We start from the raw sequence: 20,844 nt of genomic DNA on the forward strand, positions 1-20,844 counted from the left end.
AGGCTTCGGCCCTATAAGGGCCGGGGCCTGCGCGGCTCGCCGATGGAACATTCGAGAGCAGCTACGTCCCATCCAGCCGACCCGGCCGCCGCGCGGTAAGTGCTTTCCAGGAAAGCCAGAAGTGCTGCCTCGGGGTCTGCTGCCTGGCGAACCGCATCGTAAGGCAGCAGGAATTCGCCGAGCGTTTTGTCGAAATAGGCGGCCTCGGGGGTCACCTGTGCATCGGCAAATCCTGCCGGCGCCGGATAGGCATAGGAATAGAACGCCGGAAAATCGACACTCCCGCCGCCCGGCCAGAAGCCCGCCGAAGAAACCTCGTGGCTGTAGGCTTCGCGGGTAACGTCGTCGGGCAATGCCGGTATGCCGCCGGGGTGCAGGGGCGCACGCCTGCCGGAAAAGCGCGTCACGGCGAGATCGAAACTTCCCCAGAAGAGATGAACCGGGCTGACCTTGCCGAGATAGGCGGTGCGAAATGTCTGGAACACGCCCGACACCGAGACCAGGGCCCTGAAAAAGCGGGTGACAGCTTCGGCATCGTAAGGACGCTCCGCCCGGTCCTCAGCGAAGGGCAGGGCATTGGGGATTTCGTTCGGCGCGCCGTGCAGTTCGGGTGTTCCTCCGAGCGAGCGGACAAGCTCCAGGAATTGCCCGTGGAAGGCTGCGACGGACATCGGCCCGAGCGCGAAACTCGCCTTGCGCCCGTCAGTGCAAGCTCCGACCAGCTGGTGGTCGATGAGATCGAAGCTCACCTCGATGCCGCCGGACAGGTCAGGCACCAGTCCGGTGGTGAGGCCGCGGGCATTCGGATAGAGCGTGGCGTGCCACGAATGGTTGACCCATGGTGTCCGGGCGAGCCGATATTTGCCGACGATCTGCGTGTAAAGATGAAGCGCGGCGCATGTGTCGCGCCACGGAAGGTAGGGTATTTCGGGCCAGCCTGCGTGCATGAGCCGGTCTCCTTCGCCGTTTCAAATCGAAACTGGACGGGATTGTCCGGCATGTCCATCCCAGCCCGGCTGAAGTGCGAGCGGATACGAGGTTCAGGCCACCTTCTCCGTCAGGCGCCTAGCAAGCGCCGAACACTGCGTGCGGATGTCGGGGATGGCCTCGATCTCGAAGAAGGTGCCGCGCGTCAGCGGGCCAATGGCGAACAGGCGCGTGGAAGCGGCACCTTCCGCATTGACGATGGCGCAGCCCGGCGTGACATCGAGACCGATGCGCAGCGGGTCGGGCCGGGCGAGGCCACGCTCGATCAGCGAACGCACGATCGGATTTGATCCCGTCGACAGGTCGGTGGTGATGCCGGTGCAATCGTAGATCCGCGCTACGTTCAGCGTCACGGCTTCCTGCTTGTGGCGCGGGCGAATGGTGGCAGCAAAGCCGTTGCCGTCCTTGCGCACACTTTCCAGCTTGCCGGCGAGCAATTCCAGATCACCCGCCGCCAGCGCGCGCGAAACCCGCTCATGCAGGGCAGGCGGCATGCGGTGGCGATGAATATCCCACCAGGCGCGCGTGTGCTCGATGAAACGCCGCTTCGCGCCGGAAGGCCAGCTTTGCCAGATGCGCTGGTTGAATGGCCTGATGCCATCGACGACATCGCGCCAGTTGCCGCCGGCGTCTTCGGTTTCGCGCACGAGCTGGCGGAACCAGCGTATGAAATAGGAAAGGTCGGTGCCGAGCGGCACGTCGGCGGCGTCCAGCCTAATCGGTTTGCCGCGGCGATGGATGGCCGGCAGCAGCCCGCGCCGGGAGAGCGCGACGATCTTGCCGCTGTGTCCCCGGTTTTCCAGCGACAGCCAGAGATCGATCATGCTCAAGCCCGTTCCCAGAACCAGAACGGGTGCGTCGGCCGGCAGAGGCGTATCTTCTGAGGAGCCTGGCCGAATGGCGCCGCGATGGTCCGGCGGCGCCTGCTCCTCATGGCCGACGGCCAGCACGGCGATGTGGCCGACAAGGCTCGTTCCATTGGCAAGCTTCACCTCGACGCCGGAAGGCGTCGTCGTCACCGACTGGCAGGCTTCGTTCAGCGTGTGCAGCCTTCCGGTGCCTTTTTCCTGCTCGGTGAGCCGGTCGAGAATCTCGCGAAGATATTCGCCGTAGAGGCTGCGCGGCACGTAGATCTGCGGATTGTCCGGCTCGGCCAGCCCGCGCTCGACCAGCCAGCGGAAGAAATGCTCGGGATCGTCGGCATAGGCGCTCATGCCGAACGCGCTCACGTTCAGCACATGGTCGGGCAGGTTGGTGGAATAGGCGACGCCTTGGCCGAAGGTGTTGCGTTTTTCGATCAGCGTGACGCGGATGTCGGCATCGGGATCGCGCAACAGATGCGCCGCGAGCACGACGCCGCTGGCGCCGCCGCCGATGATGAGGATGGATTGTCTGCCGGTTGCGCGCTCAGCCATGAGATGGCCTCCGCCCCGTCAGAATATCAGGGCATGTCAGATGTGGTACTTGATGTCCTGTAGCACGTCGTCGTTGTCGGCGTCGCGCATGGCAGCCAGGCTGCGATTGTCCAGCACGTCGGCGATCGCCTGACGCACTTCGAGCATCATGTGCCGGACTTGGCATGTCGCCTCGTCACAGTCTTCGCAGCGCTGATACTGGGTGCGGCTGGCGCATGGGATCGGGGCCAGCGGGCCGTCGAGAACGCGCACGACATGGCCGATCTTGATCTCGGCCGCCGGCCGGGCGAGGCGATAGCCACCATCCTTGCCCTTACGGCTCTGGACGAAACCGGCATTGCGCAATTCGCCGAGAATGGCGTCGAGGAATTTCTTCGGGATATTGTTGGCAACCGCGATGTCGTTGACGAACGCCAACTGGCCGACAGGCATGCCTGAAAGATGCACGAGGGCCTTGAGGCCGTATTTGCCTTTTTTAGTGAGCATGCCCGCAACATTTCATCAGAAGTTCGCCTAAGCCTGTGGCGATCGTTTGTGTGCAAATCATGGCGGATAGCCCCCGCGTCGCTGCACCACCCAGACTTAAAATCGAGCGACATGATAAACAAGCTCAAACTCGTTGATTTTTGATGACTTTTCAGGCTGCTGTGGCCGATTTGATGCAATTTTCGCCGTGTTTAGCCCCGCTGGCACGCATTGCGGCCAAAAGATTGGCAAGTTGCCGGGCCGCGAGCTCGATCCCGACGAGCAAACCCGAATCGACCGAATGCGGGTAGAAAAGTTTCGTCACGGCGGCCACTCCTCGAAGATAATTCTACAAGAGTAGTAGACATTCGGCTGCTTGGCTTGGAACGACATTGCGCTCCGATCTTATCATCAGCATGAATATGCCAAGAGTGGCGGCAACTCGGGAATATTGACCGCCGATCGCACAAACCGCCGAAAGATGCGATCGCGGGCGTTACCCCGCAGCAAAAATGCGGCCGCGCCGGACTGTGACAAAGCCTTCATCGCCGGCCTTGGCCTGGATTTCGGGCGCAACATCGAGTTCCAGCGTCTCGCCCTGGTCAGTCGCGGCCAGCAGACGCCGGCCGTCGGGGCGGTCGATGACGCGCAGGATTTTTGCCGGCACGCCGTCGCCATTTTCCGTCCAGTCGAGATCGCTGGGGCGCACGAATATCTCCGCCTTGCCGTCTGCCACGCCGGGCGCGGGCAGGGCGGCATTTCCGACCACTGCGCGTCCGCCGGACACATTTGCCGGCAGGCGGTTGGTGTCGCCGAGAAAACCCATGACGAAGGGCGAATTGGGCTCGCGGCAGACTTCTTCCGGCGTGCCCTGCTGGACGATCTTGCCGTCCTTCAGGATGACGACGCGGTCGGCGAGGTCGAGCGCTTCTTCCTGATCGTGGGTGACGAACAGCGTGGTAATGGCGAGTTCCTCGTGGATTTCGCGCAGCCAGCGGCGCAGGTCGCGGCGCACATTGGCGTCGAGCGCGCCGAAGGGCTCGTCGAGCAGCAGAACTTTCGGATCGACGGCGAGCGCGCGGGCAAGCGCGACGCGCTGGCGCTGGCCGCCGGAAATCTGGCCGGGAAAGCGCTCGCCGAGGCCATCGAGCTTCACCAGCCGCAGGAGATCGGCGACGCGGGCGGTGATCTCGGCCTTCGAGCGCTTCACCTTGGAAACCTTCATGCCGAAAGCGACGTTTTCGGCCACCGTCATATGCGGGAACAGCGCGTAGTGCTGGAAAACAAAACCGACGCCGCGGTCGCGAACCGGAATGTCGGTGGCGTCCTCGTCGCCGAAATAGATCTTGCCGCCATCGGCATATTCGAGGCCGGCGACCATGCGCAGGATGGTGGTCTTGCCCGAGCCGGAGGGTCCGAGCAGCGCTACCAGTTCGCCGCTTTCGATTTCCAGCGAAACGCCATGCACGGCGCGGAAGGTGTCGAAAGTTTTTACGACGGTGTCGAGGCGGATTTTCACGTCGTTGTCTCCGGAACGGTTTGGTTTGCGGCCAGTGTCGGGCGGCCGCCGCGGCCGGCTCCCCGGCGCTCCAGCAGCACTTTGGCAACCAAGGTCACCACGGCAAGCACGGCGAGGATGGAGGCGGCGGCGAAGGCGCCGGCGGTCTGGTAGTCGTGGTAGAGCAGTTCGATATGCAGCGGCAGCGTGTTGGTCTGGCCGCGGATGTTGCCCGAAACGACCGACACAGCGCCGAACTCGCCCATGACGCGGGCGTTGCACAGCACCACGCCGTAAAGCAGCGCCCATCGGATATTGGGCAGCGTCACGGAGAAGAAGGTGCGCCAGCCCGACGCACCGAGCGAGGTTGCGGCCTCTTCGAGATCGCGGCCCTGCGCCTGCATCAGCGGGATCAGCTCGCGGGCGACGAAGGGCGCGGTGACGAACATCGAGGCCAGGACGATGCCGGGCAGGGCAAACAGGATCTTGATGTCGGCCGATTGCAGGGCCGGGCCGAACAGGCCCTGCAAGCCATAGACGAAGAGATAGGCGACACCGGCGACGATCGGCGAGATCGAGAAGGGTATCTCGATGACGACCAGCAGGAAGCGCCGGCCCCAGAAGTCGAATTTGGTGATCGCCCAGGCGGCTGCAACGCCGAAGGCGGTGTTGATCGGCACGGCGATCAATGCCGTCGTCACGGTCAGGAGAATGGCGTGGAGCGTGTCGGGATCGGCAATCGCTGCCGCGTAGACCGCCCAGCCTTGCGAAAACGCCTGCACGCCGATGACGACCAGCGGCGCGACGATGAAGATGGCGGTTACCACCAGCACGGCGGCGATCAAGGCGCCGCGGAAGCCTGGCTGGTCGCCGACGCGTGGCGGTTTTCTGGTTTTGCTTGCCATCGCTCAGCCCCTCGCCGTGTAGCGCAGGGCGCGGGCCTGCAGGATGTTGGTGACGGCGAGCATCACGAAAGCGGTTATCAGCAACACCGAAGCGATCGCGGCGGCGGCCTGATAGTCGTATTCCTCGAGCCGGATGAAGGCCAGAAGCGCGGTGATCTCGGTCGAGAAGGGCTGGTTGCCGGCGATGAAGATGATGGCGCCGAATTCGCCGAGGCTGCGGGCGAAGGCAAGCGAGACGCCGGCAAGAATGGCTGGCGTCAGCAAGGGCAGGATGACGCGTGCAAAGATCGAGGCGTCCGAGCCGCCGAGCGACTGGGCGGCTTCCTCAAGTGCCGGATCAAGGTCTTCAAGCACCGGCTGGATGGTGCGCACGATGAAGGGCAGGCTGGTGAAGGCCATGGCGATCATGATGCCGAGCGGCGTGTAGGCGACCTTGATGCTGGCTTCGCCGAGGATCGAGCCGAACCAGCCGTTCGGCGCGAAAAGTGCGGTCAGCGCAATGCCGGCGACCGCGGTCGGCAGGGCGAAGGGCAGGTCGACCAGCGCGTCGATGAAGCGGCGGCCGGGAAAGCGGTAGCGCACCAGCACCCAGGCCAGCGCGAAACCGAAGACGAGATTGAAGGCAGTGGCGGCGAGGGCGGAAAGTGCCGTGACGCGGTAGCTCGCCAGCGCGCGGCCCGACGAGACGATGCGCCAATAGTCCTCGAAGCCGAGGCTCGCCGCCTTGTAGACCAGCGCGCCGAGCGGCAGCACGACGATGATCGAGACGTAGACCAGGGTTATTCCGAGCGCCAGGGGCAAACCCGGCAGGACGCGACGAGCCACGGACAAAGCCTTCCGGAAAATCGAAACTCAAAAAAGCGGGAAGCCGGCATGACCGGCTTCCCGCCCTTGAACAGCAATCGAGCTAAAGGGTCAACGCTCGCCGTAGATCTGGTCGAGCAGCGCGCCGGAAGCGAAATGCTCGGCCTGCACCTTGTCCCAGCCGCCGAAGACGTCCTCGACGGTGACGAGGCGGACTTCGGGGAACTTGTCCTTGAACTCGCCGGCGACCTTCTCTTCGTGAACGCGGTTGCCGTTTTCGGCAAGAATGGTCTGGCCTTCCGGCGTGTAGAGGAAGTCGAGATAGTTCTTGGCGAGATCGCGCGAGCCGCGCTTGTCGACGACCTTGTCAACGATCGCCACCGGGAATTCGGCAAGCAGGCTGACCGACGGCACGACGGCCTCATATTTGTCTTCGCCGAATTCCTTACGGATGCCGGTCGTCTCGGATTCGAAGGTGATCAGCACGTCGCCGATGCCGCGCTCGACGAAGGTGGTGGTGGCGGCGCGGCCGCCGGTGTCGAAGACGGGTACGTTGTCGAAGATCTTGGTGACGAACTCCTTCACCTTGGTCTCGTCGCCCTTGAAGGCTTCCTTCGCATAGGCGGTGGCGGCGAGATAGGTGTAGCGGGCGTTGCCCGAGGTCTTCGGGTTCGGGAAGATCACCTTTACATCGTCACGGACGAGATCGTTCCAGTCCTTGATGTTCTTCGGGTTGCCGGCGCGCACGAGGAAGGAAGGCAGCGAATAGAAGGGCGAAGACTGGTTGGGGAAATCGCTCTTCCAGTCGTCCGAGACGAAGCCGTTCTTGGCCAGGAAGTCGATGTCGGTAACCTGGTTGAAGGTCACCACGTCAGCCTCCAGCCCTTCGACGATGGCGCGGGCCTGCTTGGAGGTGCCGGCATGCGACTGGTCGATGGTCACGCCGGGATGGGCGGTGACATAGGCCTTGTTGACGGCGACGAACAGTTCGCGCGCCACGTCATAGGAGGCGTTCAGCAGCTTGTCGGCGGCAAATGCCGATGCAGGGGCGGCGAGCAGGCCGGCAAGGGCCGCGCCAACGAGCAGGAAACGTCTCATTCGGATAACTCCATGATCCCAAAGTTGTTTTGTCTTTGTGACTGAACCTATCCGAAGCCCCGGCTGTCCGGCGAGGAAGAGGCTGCCTCATGATCGCGGCTCATGAGAACGGCATTCTAATGATGATGTCACATTAGAATTTCATTTCAGCGAGACTGCATGTTCTTCTCTTGCTGCGAGGATTTTTGTCATTTCGGGAAAAATCTTCTCACCGAGAATCGAATTCCGGTGGTGGCCACGGCTTACCGGAATAGTGTTTTCGATGTCGGCGGAAATTCGCAAAACCCGATCCTCTGTCAGCAGGGCCAGACCTCTAAAATAGCAGCATGAATCGGCGGCGAGGCGTCGCAAATCCGGCTGGGGCTTCCAGAGGAGTGCAGCATGACCACATTGATACTACCCGGCCTGAACGGTTCCGGCGAGGACCATTGGCAGCGCCACTGGCTGGCGGACCATGACGATGCGATCCTCGTCTCCCAGGAACATTGGGACAAGCCGGTGCTGGAAGACTGGCTGCATACGCTGGAAAGCGAACTCCTCGCCCATCCGGGTGCTGTTCTCGTTGCGCACAGCCTCGGCTGCATCTTGGCGGCAAAGCTCGCCGGCCGCCCGGCTGCCGAGCATGTCGCCGGCGCGGTGCTGGTCGCGCCCTGCGATATCGACGTGACCAATGCCAAACATCCCGGCTTGATCCACTTCGGCGCGATGCCGCGCCGACGGCTGCCGTTTCCGTCGATCTTCGTTGCCAGCCGCAACGACAGCTACATGGATTTCGATATCGCGCAGGAATATGCGGGCATCTGGGGCAGCGGACTGGTCGATATCGGCGATGCCGGGCACATCAACGTCGCCAGTGGCTTCGGCCGCTGGGAGGATGGCTACGCGCTGGCCTCGTGCTTCAATTTTGCCCGGGTTGAGGTGGCGTCGCGGGCGGCTTAAAGCTTTTCTGAATTCAGTTTGCGCTGCCTCTCACGGGGCGAGACCCGTGGCTTGCCGCGGTCGGTGCCGGCAGGCGGATGAAGGCAGCGCAACCTGCGACAAGAATGCCTGGCCTTATGTCTCCGACAGAAACACCTTCCAGCGGCGCGGCCTGAAGGCGACGCGGCTTTTCTGCGCTGCCGGGTGCTCGATCGGCAGTTCGATCTCGACGCGCTGCCTCTCGCCGCCGATCTCCAGTTCGACACGCCGCGTGCCGGCAACGCGTCGGCTGGCCACCACCGTGCCGGCGATGCAGCCATTGCACTCCTCCAGCAATTCGACGTCGTGCGGACGAAAATAGAGCTCTGCCTTGCCGTTCGGTGCGTCGGGCACGGAAAGCCCGATGGGGCGGTCGGCGACCCACAGCTGTCCGTCCTCGACCTTTACCGGCAAGGAACTGGATTCTCCGATGAAGCCGTAGACGAAGGGCGAGTTGGGCGTGTCGTAGACCTCGTCGGCGGTGCCGACCTGCTCGATGCGGCCCTGGCTCATGACGACGACACGGTCGGCAAGCTCCAGCGCTTCCTCCTGGTCGTGCGTGACGAAGACCGTCGTATGGCCGGTGGCGTCGTGGATCTCGCGCAGCCAGCGGCGCAATTCGCGGCGCACCTGCGCATCGAGCGCGCCGAAGGGTTCATCGAGCAGCAGAACCTTTGGCTCGATCGCCATGGCGCGGGCCAGCGCCACGCGCTGGCGCTGGCCGCCGGAAAGCTGCGCCGGGTAGCGTTTTTCGAGGCCTGAGAGCTGGACGAGATCGAGCAGTTCGGAGGCGCGGCGGCGGATTTCGGCTGCGGCAGGCCGGGTTGCGCCCGGACGAACCTTCAGGCCGAAGCCGACATTGTCGGCCACCGTCATGTGCCGGAACAGCGCATAATGCTGGAAGACGAAGCCGACATTGCGCTCCTGGATGGTGCGATGCGATGCGTCTTCATCGCCGAAATAGATCGCGCCCTTGGTCGGCTTCTCCAGCCCGGCGATAAGGCGCAGCAGCGTCGTCTTGCCCGAACCGGACGGACCCAGCAGCGCAATCAGTTCTCCGGACTTGATGTCGAGCGAGACGTCGTGAAGCGCCGGAAACCGGTCGAACTCCTTGCGCACATTGGCGACGCGAACTTCCATTAATTTACCCTTGTTCCCGAATTCTTCTTGTCAGTGTCCGCGGCTGCCGGCGATGGCGTGGCCGTAGCGGATTTCCAGAATGGTCTTCAAAACGAGCGTGACCAGCGCCAAGCCTGCCAGCAGCGAGGCGACGGCAAAAGCACCGACGGCGTTGTACTCATTGTAGAGGATTTCGACATGCAGCGGCATGGTGTTGGTCAGGCCGCGGATGTGACCCGACACGACCGACACCGCGCCGAACTCGCCCATGGCGCGGGCGTTGCAAAGGAGCACGCCGTAAAGCAGGCCCCATTTGATGTTGGGCAGCGTTACATACCAGAAGGCCTGCCAGCCATTGGCGCCGAGCGAAAGGGCTGCTTCCTCGTCGCCGGTGCCCTGTTCCTGCATCAGCGGTATCAGTTCGCGCGCTACGAACGGGAACGTCACGAACACGGTTGCCAGTACGATGCCGGGCACGGCGAAGAGGATTTCGATGCCGTAGCTTTTCAGCCATGGGCCGAGCACGCTGCTTGCGCCGAAAAGCAGCACGTAGACGAGCCCGGAAATCACCGGGGATACCGAGAAGGGCAGGTCGATCAGGGTGATCAGGAACGCCTTGCCCTTGAACTCGAACTTGGCGATCGCCCAGGCAGCTGCCACGCCGAAGACGAGGTTGAGTGGCACGGAAATCGCCGCCACCAGCAAGGTCAGGCGGATCGCGGCGACCGTGTCGCGGTCGACCAGCGCTTCGGTGTAAGGCTCGATGCCGCGCTTGAACGCTTCGGCAAAGACTAGCACCAGCGGCGACAGCAGGAAGATCGCCAGGAAGCCGAAGGCCAGCGCCATCAGGATCCAGCGCGTCGTGCGGCTTTCGTTGATGGCCGACGCGCGGTTTTCGCGGGCGCGGCTTGAAGAGGTTTCGACAAGCTCAGCCATAGCGTTTGCGGCTCCACGACTGGAGAAGGTTGATGACCAGAAGCATGACGAAGGAGATGACCAGCATGATCGTGGCGATCGCGGTGGCTGCAGCGTAGTTGTATTCCTCAAGCTTGATGACGATCAGCAGTGGCGCGATTTCCGAGACGTAAGGCATGTTGCCGGCGATGAAGATGACCGAGCCGTATTCGCCGACGCCGCGGGCGAAGGCCAGGGCGAAGCCGGTGACGATGGCCGGCGCGAGGCCGGGAAACAGGATGCGCGTGATGGTCTGGAAGCGGCTGGCGCCGAGCGTGGCGGCTGCCTCCTCGACCTCCTTGTCGATCTCCTCGATGATCGGCTGCACCGTGCGCACGACGAAGGGCAGGCCGATGAAGATCAGGGCAATGACGATTCCGAGCGGCGTATAGGCGACCTTGACGCCGAGGGGCGCCAGAAGGCTGCCGATCCAGCCCTTGGACGCGTAGAGCGTGGTCAGCGCGATGCCTGCCACTGCCGTCGGCAGGGCGAAAGGCAGGTCGACCATGGCGTCGATTACGCGGCGGCCGGGAAAGCGGTAGCGCACCAGAACCCAGGCGACGATGGTGCCGAAGACGACATTGACGGCAGCCGCGATCAGCGCCGTGCCGAAGCTTATCTCCAGCGCCTTGACCGTGCGGCGGTCGGTGGCGATTGCCCAGAAATCGGTCCAGCCAAGTGACGCCGAACGCCAGACGAGACCCGTCAGCGGGATGAGGATGATGAGCGTGAGGTAGGCAAGCGAGAAGCCGAGCGTCAATCCGAAACCCGGAATGACGCTCGGCGCCTTGAATCGCCACCCCGCCTGGGCGGGTTCTGTGGTCATGTCGTCCCTTATTCGCTGCGCGCAGCTAGTAGTAACATGCTCTGCCGGGGCGAATGGCGTGGCTTTTTAGAAAAGTCGCGTCAAACGCCCCGGCAGAGCCAAGTCGGTAGATAGTCCGTATTACTGGGCCGGCTTGTAAAGCTGGTCGAAAATGCCGCCATCGCCGAAATGCTCGGGCTGTGCCTTTTTCCAGCCGCCAAAGATCGGGTCGTCGATGGTGACGAGCTTCAGTTCCGGCAGCTTCTGCAACTCGTCGGCCGGCACAAGCTCAGGCTTGGACGGGCGGTAATGATGCTTGGCGGCGATGCGCTGGCCTTCCTCGGAATAGAGATATTCGAGATAGGCCTGCGCGACCTTGCGGGTGCCCTTGGCATCGACATTGCCGTCCACCACCGCGACCGGCGGTTCGGCCAGGATGGAGGAGGGCGGGAAGACGATGTCGAACTTGTCGGCGCCGAATTCGTCGAGCGCCAGATAGGCTTCGTTTTCCCATGCGAGCAGCACGTCGCCCTGGTCACGCTCGGCAAACGTCACCGTCGAGCCGCGCGCGCCGGTGTCCAGAACCGGAACGTGCTTGCTGAAGAGGGTGGCGATGTATTCCTTGATCTTGGCCTGGTCGCCGCCATACTCCTTGTCGGCCCAGGCCCATGCGGCCAGGTAATTCCAGCGCGCGCCGCCGGACGTCTTCGGGTTCGGCGTGATGACCTGCACGTCGTCCTTCACCAGGTCGCCCCAGTCGTTGATCGCCTTGGGATTGCCCTTGCGGACAAGGAAGATGATGGTCGAGGTGTAGGGCGAGGAGTTGTTCGGCAGCTTGCCGCGCCAGTCCGGCGCGATCTTCTTGGTCTTTTCGGCAATGGCGTTGATGTCGCTTTCGAGCGCCAGCGTCACGACATCGGCGTCGAGCCCGTCGATTACCGCGCGGGCCTGCTTGCCCGAGCCGCCATGGGAGTTCTGGATGGTCACCGTCTCGCCGGTCTCGGCCTTCCAATGCTTGGCGAAGGCTTCGTTGTAGTCCTTGTAGAGTTCGCGCGTCGGATCGTAAGACACGTTGAGGATCGTCGTATCGGCCGCTGCCAAGCCGAGAGACCCGAGTTGCAGTGCTCCGGCGAGGAGGCCGGCAAGAAGGTAACGAGATCGATATTTGGTCATGTCTGCCTCCGTTGAATTCGAAGGGTACTCTATCGATTTGATAGAAATTAGACGCACCCAAACATGCTAATTTAGGGGAGCGTGAGCAATTTTCCTCACTTTGGAGGGGATGATGGAGGAAAATATTTTTCTAATGGGGGTTGGGCGTTCTGTCGCCTCCGGTATTTCAAGCCAAAGGTATCAACCCGGCGCACAGTTGGAACACCCCCTCCGGCCTGCCGGCCGCCCTGGCCCGAGCCACGGGTCTCGGCCCGTCCTTCGGACCCCCCGCAAGGAGGGAGATTAGCTGTCATCAGCTTGGCCACCAGTTCTGCAACGTCGAAGATTGGCGAAAGCAGACATGAAGGCTGATCTCCCTCCTTGCGGGGGAGATGGCCGGCAGGCCAGAGGGGCGCGCGAAGGAACGCTGCCTTCGAGAGAAGCCGATTTCTGAAACTACCGCAGTTGTGCCGCTACTCCACAAACACCTTCACGCTTGCCGCGCGGCCGGCGGCGTCGATGACGGTCAGCGTCGAATAGCCGGTGCCGTCGGGCTGCCATGTCGCGGTGCGGCGGCGGTCGAGTTCGGCCAGCGGCTTGCCGTTGGCGAGCCAGCGGAACGGCGCGCGGCCGCCCTGCAGTTTTAGCACCAGCGGCGAGGCGGCGCTTGAGACGGTTCCGAGGTCTACCCTTGCCCCGTCCGGCGGAAAGACGATCTGCGGTGGCGGTTCGGTCGGCGCGGCTATCGCGACCAGCCCGTCCGAGCCGGAGGTGAAACGCGCCTGCGTCACCGGCAGGTCGGCGCGTGCGGTGCGGAACGTCCCAGCCGGCGCGCGGGCAAGCGGCACCGCGGCAAGACCGGAGCGGGCGAAGCCCTCGAACAGGATGGGCGCAGCCGAGACATAGCCGGACAGGCCGGGCACCGAGCCGGAATCCGCGCGCCCGACCCACACGCCCAGCACATAGCGTCCGTCGAAGCCGACCGACCATGCGTCGCGGTAGCCGTAGGATGTGCCGGTCTTGTAGGCGATGCCGCGATGGCTGGCCCCTTCCGGCGGCTTCACGCCGGAAAGAATGTCGGCGATCTGCCACGTCGCCTGCTCGTCGAGGATCGTGCCGCCACCCTGCACGGTTTCGACAATTTCGGTGCCGTCGCGGAGGATGCGGGCCTTTCCGTTGTTGGCGAGGCCGGTATAGAGCTGCACCAGATCACGCAGCGACAGCCCGACGCCGCCAAGGCCGATGGCGAGCCCCGGCGGCTCGTCCTTCGGCAAGGCAGGGGTGACGCCGGCCTGCCGGAACCGCGCCGTCAGCCGCGCCGGGCCGACCGCGTCGAGCAGGCGCACGGCCGGCACGTTGAGCGACAGTTGCAGCGCCTGACGCACGCTGACATCGCCCTGATAGCTCATGTCGAAATTGCGCGGGCGGTAGCCGGCGAAATCGGCGGGGCGGTCCTCGATCAGCGTTTCCTGCGCGACAAGACCCTGTTCCATCGCCAGCCCGTAGATGAAGGGTTTTAGGGTCGAGCCGGGCGAGCGCGAGACCTTCGTCATGTCGATCCAGCCCGAGCGGCTGGCATCGAAATAGTTCGCTGAGCCAACCTCGCCGAGGATTTCGCCGGTGCGGGCATCGGCCAGGACCATCGCCACCGAAATGCGCGGGCCAAGCTTGGCCGCAGCACTTTTGGCGACGGCTTCCAGCCCTTCCTGAACGCGCTTGCGCAGCGTGACTTGATGCCGGCTCTGCGACGGTGCCTTGCGCAGTGCTGCATCGGCAACATGCGCTGCCAGCGCGGGCAGGGCGAAGCGCACCTCGGAAACCGCGTCGTTGCTCGCGCGGGCAGCCTCGCGCTCGCCCAGAATATCCGCCGTCACCATGCGTTCCAGCACGCGGTCGCGTGCGGCCTGCGCGGTCTTCAGGTTGCGGTCGGGGCGGCGGCGTTCGGGCAATTGCGGCAGGGCAACGAGCAGGGCCGCTTCCGAAACGGTCAGCCGGCGCGGCTCCTTGCCGAAATAGGCGAGCGAAGCGGCGCGCACGCCTTCGAGATTGCCGCCATAAGGCGCCAGCGTCAGGTAGCGTTCGAGGATGTCGCGCTTGGAGAGCCGCCGCTCGATCTGGATGGCGCGCAGGATCTGCCGGAATTTCGAGCCGAAACTGCGGTTTTCGCGGGGCTCGATCAGCCGGGCCAGCTGCATCGACAGCGTCGAGCCGCCCGAAACGATGCGGCCGTTGCCGGCGAACTGCTTGGCTGCGCGGAGCAGTGCGAGCACATCGACGCCGTCATGGTCGAAAAAGCGCTTGTCCTCATAGGCGATCAGCATTTTTACGAATTGCGGGTCGACCTGGTCGAGGGAGGTGCCGAGCCGCCAATAGCCGTCCGGCGTCGCGTAGGCGCGGAGAAGCGCGCCGTCGCGGTCGAGCACTTCCGAGGAGACGGTGAGTTGCGCGGGCAGGGGTGGAGGGTAGGCTCGGTCGAGGGTGTAGAGGGTGGTGATCGTTAGTGCGACGACTGCTGCACCGGCTGTGGCGTAAGCCGCCAGTTTTCGCAGCGCTCTTATTGGGACACGCATAGCCGCCCCTCATCCGCCTGCCGGCACCTTCTCCCCGTATAGTGACGGGGAGAAGAAGGCTGGCCGCAACCCTACCGCTTCCTCCTTCGAGGAAAGAAGAAGGCTGGCTGCAACGTCGATGCCCCCCTCTCCCCGTTTACGGGGGTCCGAAGGACGGGCAAGACCCGTGGCTCGCCCCGGAATGGGTAAGGGTGAGGGGCGGCGCGACGTAGATTTGTAAGCCGCTGTCGCCGACATGTGGCCAAGCGCGTTCATGATTACGGCGCTCTCACCTCCATCATCCCGCTCGCCGTGCGGGCCGAATATTGCGGCCGGTACATGTCCTCGACGCTGGCGGCCGGATGCGCATAGATGCCGGGCGTCACGGCGCGCACCACATAGGCGAGCGTGATCTGGCCGTTGTCGCCCGAGGTGCGGTCGAAGGCGGCGACAAAACGGTCGTCGCGGAATTCGAGATGCGCGGCCTCGGTGCGGGCAAGCCAGGGGAAATTGCCGAGGTCGGCGCTGGACACCAGTCCCGGATTGTCGATCTCGAAGCCGGCCGGCAGCAGGTCTGTCACCAGCACGCGCGAGGGCCAGTTGTTGGACTCGTCGATCTTCAGCACCACCACGAAGCGCTCGTTCTGCGAGACGCTGGTGACATTGGCCTCGGAGCCGTCGAGGCCGTAATAGGTGCGCGCGATCTGAAAGCCGTCGCCGCCGGAAGGCAGCGGCTGTGCCGGTGCGGCAACCGCCGTCACCACCGCCTGCAGGGCATCCTTGCCGGTGTTGGCGATGACCAGCGGGTTGTCGGCAAGCTCGTTGCCGGACACCTGCTGCGAGAAGGCGCCGCCATGCTGTGCGCCGTTGACGGTGAGCTGGATGGCGTCGCTGTTGGCGCGCATTGCGCGTGCCGCCAGCAGCATCCAGGCCTGATCCTGCGTGCTGGTGTAGTTGGCAGCCTTGCGCTCGGCGGTGACGAGACTGATCAGTTCGGGGATCACCTTGGGTGCCGGTCTGCTTTCGGCGGCAAGCGCCAGCATGGCGGCTCCATCACGCAGGCGCGAGCCATAGTCCGAGCGCGAATAGTCATGCTCGGTGTTGGTCTTGGCCAGCGTCAGTGCTGCCTGGAAGGTGTTTTCCGAGCGCTGCTGGTCGCCGTAGAGCGCGAGGCTGGCGGCAAGCTGCGCCACCGCCATCGGGCTCGAGAAAGCCTCAAGCTGCGTGTCGGAATAATAGCGCAGGTCGCCGATCGATGCCTTCTTGTTGCGGGCCAGCACATAGAGCGCATAGGCGATCTCGCTGCCGCGATCCTGCAGGTCGATGTCGTAGGAAATCGCGTTCTGCAGGTTCTGGAGCGCGGCAAGCATCGCCTCGCTCGGCACGTCGTAGTTCTTCTCGCGTGCCCGGGTCAGGAAGTCGGTGACATAGGCGTCGAGCCAGAGATCGCCCGAACCCGGTCCCCACAGGCCGAAACTGCCCGATGACGCCTGATAGTTCAGCACGCGGTAGATCGCCTGCTGGATGCGGTCGTGGAGCGAGGTGTCGTCGGCCATGCCGGCACTTGCCGCGAGTTCACTGACATAGAGCAGCGGCAGCGCGCGGCTGGTCGTCTGCTCGGCGCAACCATAGGGGTAGCGGTCGAGCGTCATCAGCAGCGAAGGCACGTCGAAGGCGGAGGCGCGCGAGACGCCGACGCTGACGGAGGCACCGTCGAGCAGGCTTGCCGCTAGCAGTTCCTTGTCGATGCGCAAGCTGGCATTGGGCTTGAGGTCGACCACGGTCCGCGTCGTCACCGGCAGTTCGGCCGGCCGCACCGGGATCGTCAGGTTCTGCTCGACGCTCAGGCCCTCGGCGTTGGCGAGCCGAATGGTCAGGCCGGCATCGCCGCTCGATTGTGCGGCGAGTGGCACGGTCAGCGTCTGGCGCTTGCCGGCGGTCAGCGTCACTTTCTCCGGAACCGTGCCGGTCGAAAGATCGCCTGATGTGTCGATGGCCAGCGAATAATCACCGTCCGGGGCGTCGGTGTTGGCGATGTCGAGCCGCATTTCGGCGGCATCGCCCGGTGCCATGAAGCGCGGCAGGCCGGCGGTGATCACCACCGGGTCACGCACGATCACGTCGGAGCTCGCGTGGCCGACAGCCTCCTTGCTCCAGGCTACCGCCATGATGCGCACGGTGCCGTTGAACTGCGGAATGTCGAAGTCGACGGTCGCCTTTCCGTCGGCATCGAGCTTGACCGGGCCGGAGAAGAAGGCGACCAGCTTTTCGGTCGGCGGGCTGCCTTCGGAAGCCATGTTTGCGCCGTCGCCGCCGGTGCGCAGCTTGCCCGTCGTGCCGAGCGAGCCGTCGATCAGGCGGCCATAGAGGTCGCGCAGTTCGAGGCCGAGCTGACGCTGGCCGAAGAACCAGTTTTCCGGGTCGGGGGTCTTGAACTGCGTCAGATTGAGGATGCCGACATCGACGGCTGCGACCATGACATAGGCGTCACTGGCCGGTGCCGCGCCCGTCACCGCAACTGGGATCGACAGGGTCTGGCGCGGTGCGGTCTTCTCAGGCGGGGAAAGCGTCACGCCGAGCTGTTTTGCGCCGGGATCGACTTTCAGCCATTTCACGCCGATGGCGCGGGCAGGCATGCGCGATTCCTGCGCTTCGCCCGGGCGGTAAAGCGTGGCAGTGACATAGGCGCCTGCGCCCCAATTATCACCGACCGGTACGTCTACCGTCGCGCCGCCTTCCGGCACGCTTGCGGTGATCGTCTTCAGCAGCTTGTCTGCGCCGACGGTCACCAGAAGCTCGCCGGCAAAGCGCGGCGAGACCTGCAGCTTGGCGACTTCGCCGGCTGCATAATGGTCCTTGTCGAGGGCGATTTCGAGCCCGTCCGGCGTCTCGGTGGAGGTTGCAGCCACATACCAGCCGGCGTCGAATTCGAAGCTGGTGGCCGGGCCTGCCGGGTCGGCGGTCTCGACTTCGAGGCGATAGCGGCCCCAGTCGACGGGCGCGCTGATCGACGCCTCCTTGTCGGCGGCAAGATCAATCTGGCCGTTGGCGACAGCCTTGGTGAAGGTCACCGGCTCGTAGTTCCAGGCGTTGCCGCTGCGATACCATTGGTAATTGCGCTCGACCTTTACCAGCGACCATTGCACGCCTTGCAGCGCCTCGCGCTTTCCTTGCGGGTCGACGGCTATGAAGCCGAATTTGGCGGTCCCGCCTTGCGGCACCTCACCGCCGGAGAAATCCGGCCTGATGCCGATCATCCGGCCTTGCGGGCGGATACCGATGTCGAGTGCGCGCTCGACGGCGCGGCCGCCGCTTTCACGCATGCGCACCGTCACGGCAGCGTTCAGCAGGCGGGTGGTCGAAGGCAGTTGCTCGATCGCCACCGGGAAGGTCGACTTGCCGTCGTCACCGACGACCGGCAGGTCGGCCAGCGGTATGCGCGTCGCTTCGCCTTCCTGCTCATCGGCAAGGCCGAACGAGTAGCCGGGGAAGCTTTTCCATTCCTGCATGGTCGAAAGCGTCACTTCGCCTTCGAGGGCCAGACCCGCCGCCGGCGCGCCATAAAGGAAGCGGCCATCGACTGTGACGTTGGCCGCTTCGCCGGCGGCGATCTCGGGCTTGTCGCTGGTCAGGTCGAATTCGATGCGGTCGGGCACGAAATCCTCGACCAGGAACATCTGGCTGGCGACGGCTGCCTGCTTGGGGTCGGTGTAGATCGAAACCGTCCAGGTGCCGCGCATGGCGTTGTTGGCCAGCGTCAGGTCGACGGCGTGGCCGCCGGCATTGGCGCCGTCGGAAATGATGCGGCGATCCTCGACGCCGTCGGGTCGCGTGAAGATGAAGGTCAGCGGCAGGTTCTCGACCGCCTTGGCGGCGTCGTTGCGGGCAAGTGCTGCGACATGCACTTCCTCGCCGACGCGGTAGATGCCGCGCTCGGTCCAGGCATAGACGTCGAGTGCGCCGGGCGCGGTCCGTCCCGTCACGCCGCGGTCGGAGAGGTCGAAACCGGCCCGCGTCATGTCGAGGAAAACAAAATCGCTGTCGCCCTGGCTTGCCATCAGCACAGCCGGCACCATGCTGCCGGTGCCGCGCGTCAGGCCGGGGGTGAAGGTGGCGCGGCCCTCGGCGTCGGTCTTTGCCGTGCCGAGAATCTCATTGTTGCGGGCCAGCAGCGTCAGCTCGATGTCGGCTATCGGCCTGGCCGAGCCAAGCGAGCGGGCGAAGACGTTGAGCCCGTCCTGGCCGGTATAGGTGGAGAGGCCGATATCCGAGACGACGAACCATTGCGTGGCGCGGGAGGAGTAGTCCTCGCTGCGGTCGTTGACCGGCTGAGCCGTCAATACATAGACGCCGGGCTTGCGCTGCGGCAACGCCTCGTCGACCGGGAAGCTGGTGGTCACTTCCTTGTTGAGCTCGTTGGCGATCTCGATCTGGCCTTCCCAGATCGGCTCTCCCATTTGGTCGGAGATGTTGGAAATGTCGTAGCTGTCGAGCTGACGGAGGAACTGGTAGCCGGTGAGAAGCTGGGCCAGCGAACGGTCGCCGATGCGGAAAAGCTTCACGTCGGCTGCCGCCATGTTGACAGTGACGAGCGGAATGCCGCGCCTGGCAGTCGCCGGCAGCACGAAGCTGTCGCCGGTGAAACGCGCCGAGGCGGTGCGATCCTGTACATAGATGGAGAGTACGACCGGGGCTGCGATGACTTCGCCGACCGCCGCAGGCAAACCAGCGCGGAAGGTCACGTTGTAATGACGGCCATGCTCGAGGCCTTCGACGCAGATCTGCTTGTCCTTGGCTTCGATCGCCTTGGGCGCTGCGCCGTCGACGGTCACGAAGGGCGCGTAATCGACGCCGGTCTTGACGAGGTCTTCGGAGAATTGCGCGCAGATGCGCGGGGCGGCGCTGTCATTGTCGACGGAATGGTCGATGACGCGGAATCCCTTGCGGGCTTTCAGGTCTTCATACTCGGCGCGGATGGTTGCCGAATTGACCAGCGCGAGGCTCGCCTCATAGGCCTGCAGGGCAGGGCGGAACATCTCGCGCTTGTCGAGCGCCACCGCCATCACGGCCATCACATCGGCTCGTGCCTGCGTGGTACGCAGAAGCTGGTAGGCGTTCCAGGCGGCCGAGGTTCCGTCACGTTGCAGTTTCGCGGTCTCTTCACCGTTGGCGGGAGCGACGCCGACGATGGCGCGTGCAAGGCCGAGCCAAAGTGTGCCGTCATTGGGTGAGGTCGCGACGGCGGTGGTAAATTTCTGCATCGCCGTGCGCGGGTCACCGTTCTGCAGCGCCTGACCGGCTGTTTCGGTCAGTGCGGCCAAGCCTTCCTGGCCGATCGTCACCGAGCCGTCGGTCAGCTTCGTGCGGAACTGGCGGGCCTCGTCGATCATGCCGGCGGAGAAGAAAGCGAGTTCAGGCGGCGCGCCGATATCGGGGTCGCTGTTCAGCGTCACGACCTTGCCGGCAACCGCGCCCGGGAAAGACTTCAGCGTGGCGAAATCGGATTTGAGGAAACACCATTTGGCCTTGGTGTTGTAGGTGAAGGCGCGGCAGGAGGAATCGCCGAGGCAGGTCGACTTGCACTGATCGAGCGTGACGTTCTGCTCGGACCTCAGGTCGAAGCCGAAATAGTCGCCATTTTCGCTGGTGGCGATGGTTCGTGCGTCGACGGCGAGTGCAGTGCCGACACCGGTGAACAGCAGGGATAAAAGAAAGACGAAAACCGACAAACCACGTGCCGCGCGCATAGACATTGTCTCCTCCACACCGCTGTCGTTTCGGCGTCCATGAATCCGGCTTGGCCGGCGCTTGTCAACATGGATGCCCCGGCAGGCTTAACGTCTACCCATGTCTTTTGGATGTAGCCTGATCCGGAATTCGGTTAGGTGCTGAATATGGGACGGAGGCATCGACCAAAAGATATGCCTATACATGTTTCCACAATTTTTAGTGGCAGCCACACGTCAGGGCTGTGGCGGTGCCCCCGCGAGCCCTTGCCTGGCCTCAAGGAATGGCCCCTCTGGCGCTGGCCGGCACGCTCCAAATGTATCAGTTTTATTGTCCGCAGAAGATTCCGCCGAATCCGCCCGCGCAATAGCAATTTTGCGCCAAGTTTGTCGTATTCGCGCGAACCGCC

General features: G+C 64.0%; 15 protein-coding genes. 1 reads left to right on the forward strand and 14 read right to left on the reverse strand.

Annotated features, from left to right (window positions below):
- Positions 1-11: 11 nt before the first annotated feature.
- From DZG07_RS09645 to cysP, 8 genes are all read right to left on the reverse strand, one after another.
- Positions 12-947, reverse strand: coding sequence for a DUF5996 family protein (locus tag DZG07_RS09645; RefSeq protein WP_119816419.1), 936 nt, complete (start codon positions 945-947; stop codon positions 12-14).
- A gap of 93 nt (positions 948-1,040) precedes the next feature.
- A complete protein-coding gene (locus DZG07_RS09650) occupies positions 1,041-2,402 on the reverse strand; it encodes an FAD/NAD(P)-binding protein (RefSeq protein ID WP_119816422.1) in 1,362 nt (453 codons plus the stop codon).
- Positions 2,403-2,438: 36 nt separating this feature from the next.
- Entirely contained in the window at positions 2,439-2,888 is a 450-nt protein-coding gene (locus tag DZG07_RS09655; RefSeq protein WP_091912950.1) for an Rrf2 family transcriptional regulator, read from the reverse strand.
- A 151-nt stretch (positions 2,889-3,039) separates the two neighbouring features.
- Positions 3,040-3,192, reverse strand: coding sequence for a hypothetical protein (locus DZG07_RS23815; RefSeq protein ID WP_162931591.1), 153 nt, complete (start codon positions 3,190-3,192; stop codon positions 3,040-3,042).
- Positions 3,193-3,363: 171 nt separating this feature from the next.
- Positions 3,364-4,386: a sulfate/molybdate ABC transporter ATP-binding protein gene (locus DZG07_RS09660; protein WP_119816425.1), complete on the reverse strand. Its 1,023-nt coding sequence runs from the start codon at positions 4,384-4,386 to the stop codon at positions 3,364-3,366.
- Positions 4,383-5,270 (reverse strand): sulfate ABC transporter permease subunit CysW, encoded by an 888-nt coding sequence (gene cysW, locus DZG07_RS09665; RefSeq protein WP_119816428.1) that lies wholly within the window; start codon positions 5,268-5,270, stop codon positions 4,383-4,385. Before cysW (DZG07_RS09665) ends, DZG07_RS09660 begins: the two co-directional genes overlap by 4 nt.
- A 3-nt stretch (positions 5,271-5,273) precedes the next feature.
- Entirely contained in the window at positions 5,274-6,095 is an 822-nt protein-coding gene (gene cysT, locus DZG07_RS09670) for a sulfate ABC transporter permease subunit CysT (RefSeq protein ID WP_119821566.1), read from the reverse strand.
- A 90-nt stretch (positions 6,096-6,185) separates the two neighbouring features.
- Positions 6,186-7,172, reverse strand: coding sequence for a thiosulfate ABC transporter substrate-binding protein CysP (gene cysP, locus DZG07_RS09675; RefSeq protein ID WP_119816431.1), 987 nt, complete (start codon positions 7,170-7,172; stop codon positions 6,186-6,188).
- Positions 7,173-7,553: 381 nt separating this feature from the next.
- Here cysP and DZG07_RS09680 point away from each other — a divergent pair, with 381 nt between their 5' ends.
- On the forward strand, positions 7,554-8,111 hold the full coding sequence (locus DZG07_RS09680) for an alpha/beta hydrolase (protein WP_119816434.1): 558 nt from the start codon (positions 7,554-7,556) through the stop codon (positions 8,109-8,111).
- A gap of 114 nt (positions 8,112-8,225) precedes the next feature.
- Here the strand turns inward: DZG07_RS09680 and DZG07_RS09685 are convergent, their stop codons facing one another.
- The 6 genes from DZG07_RS09685 to DZG07_RS09715 form a co-directional block, all read right to left on the reverse strand.
- Positions 8,226-9,269 (reverse strand): sulfate/molybdate ABC transporter ATP-binding protein, encoded by a 1,044-nt coding sequence (locus tag DZG07_RS09685; protein WP_091912942.1) that lies wholly within the window; start codon positions 9,267-9,269, stop codon positions 8,226-8,228.
- A 30-nt stretch (positions 9,270-9,299) separates the two neighbouring features.
- Positions 9,300-10,184: a sulfate ABC transporter permease subunit CysW gene (cysW, locus tag DZG07_RS09690; RefSeq protein WP_091912940.1), complete on the reverse strand. Its 885-nt coding sequence runs from the start codon at positions 10,182-10,184 to the stop codon at positions 9,300-9,302.
- Positions 10,177-11,028 carry a sulfate ABC transporter permease subunit CysT gene (cysT, locus tag DZG07_RS09695; protein WP_119816437.1) on the reverse strand — a complete coding sequence of 284 codons (852 nt, stop codon included), beginning with the start codon at positions 11,026-11,028 and terminating at the stop codon, positions 10,177-10,179. Before cysT (DZG07_RS09695) ends, cysW (DZG07_RS09690) begins: the two co-directional genes overlap by 8 nt.
- Positions 11,029-11,148: 120 nt before the next feature.
- Positions 11,149-12,180, reverse strand: a complete 1,032-nt coding sequence (locus DZG07_RS09700; RefSeq protein ID WP_119816439.1) for a sulfate ABC transporter substrate-binding protein — start codon at positions 12,178-12,180, stop codon at positions 11,149-11,151.
- Positions 12,181-12,632: 452 nt separating this feature from the next.
- Complete coding sequence (gene pbpC, locus DZG07_RS09710; RefSeq protein WP_119816445.1) at positions 12,633-14,729, reverse strand: penicillin-binding protein 1C; 2,097 nt, start codon at positions 14,727-14,729, stop codon at positions 12,633-12,635.
- 257 nt (positions 14,730-14,986) lie between these two features.
- Positions 14,987-20,461 (reverse strand): alpha-2-macroglobulin family protein, encoded by a 5,475-nt coding sequence (locus DZG07_RS09715; RefSeq protein ID WP_119821568.1) that lies wholly within the window; start codon positions 20,459-20,461, stop codon positions 14,987-14,989.
- Positions 20,462-20,844 lie beyond the last annotated feature (383 nt).

This window comes from Mesorhizobium sp. DCY119, from assembly GCF_003590645.1.
Taxonomy (GTDB): domain Bacteria; phylum Pseudomonadota; class Alphaproteobacteria; order Rhizobiales; family Rhizobiaceae; genus Mesorhizobium_M.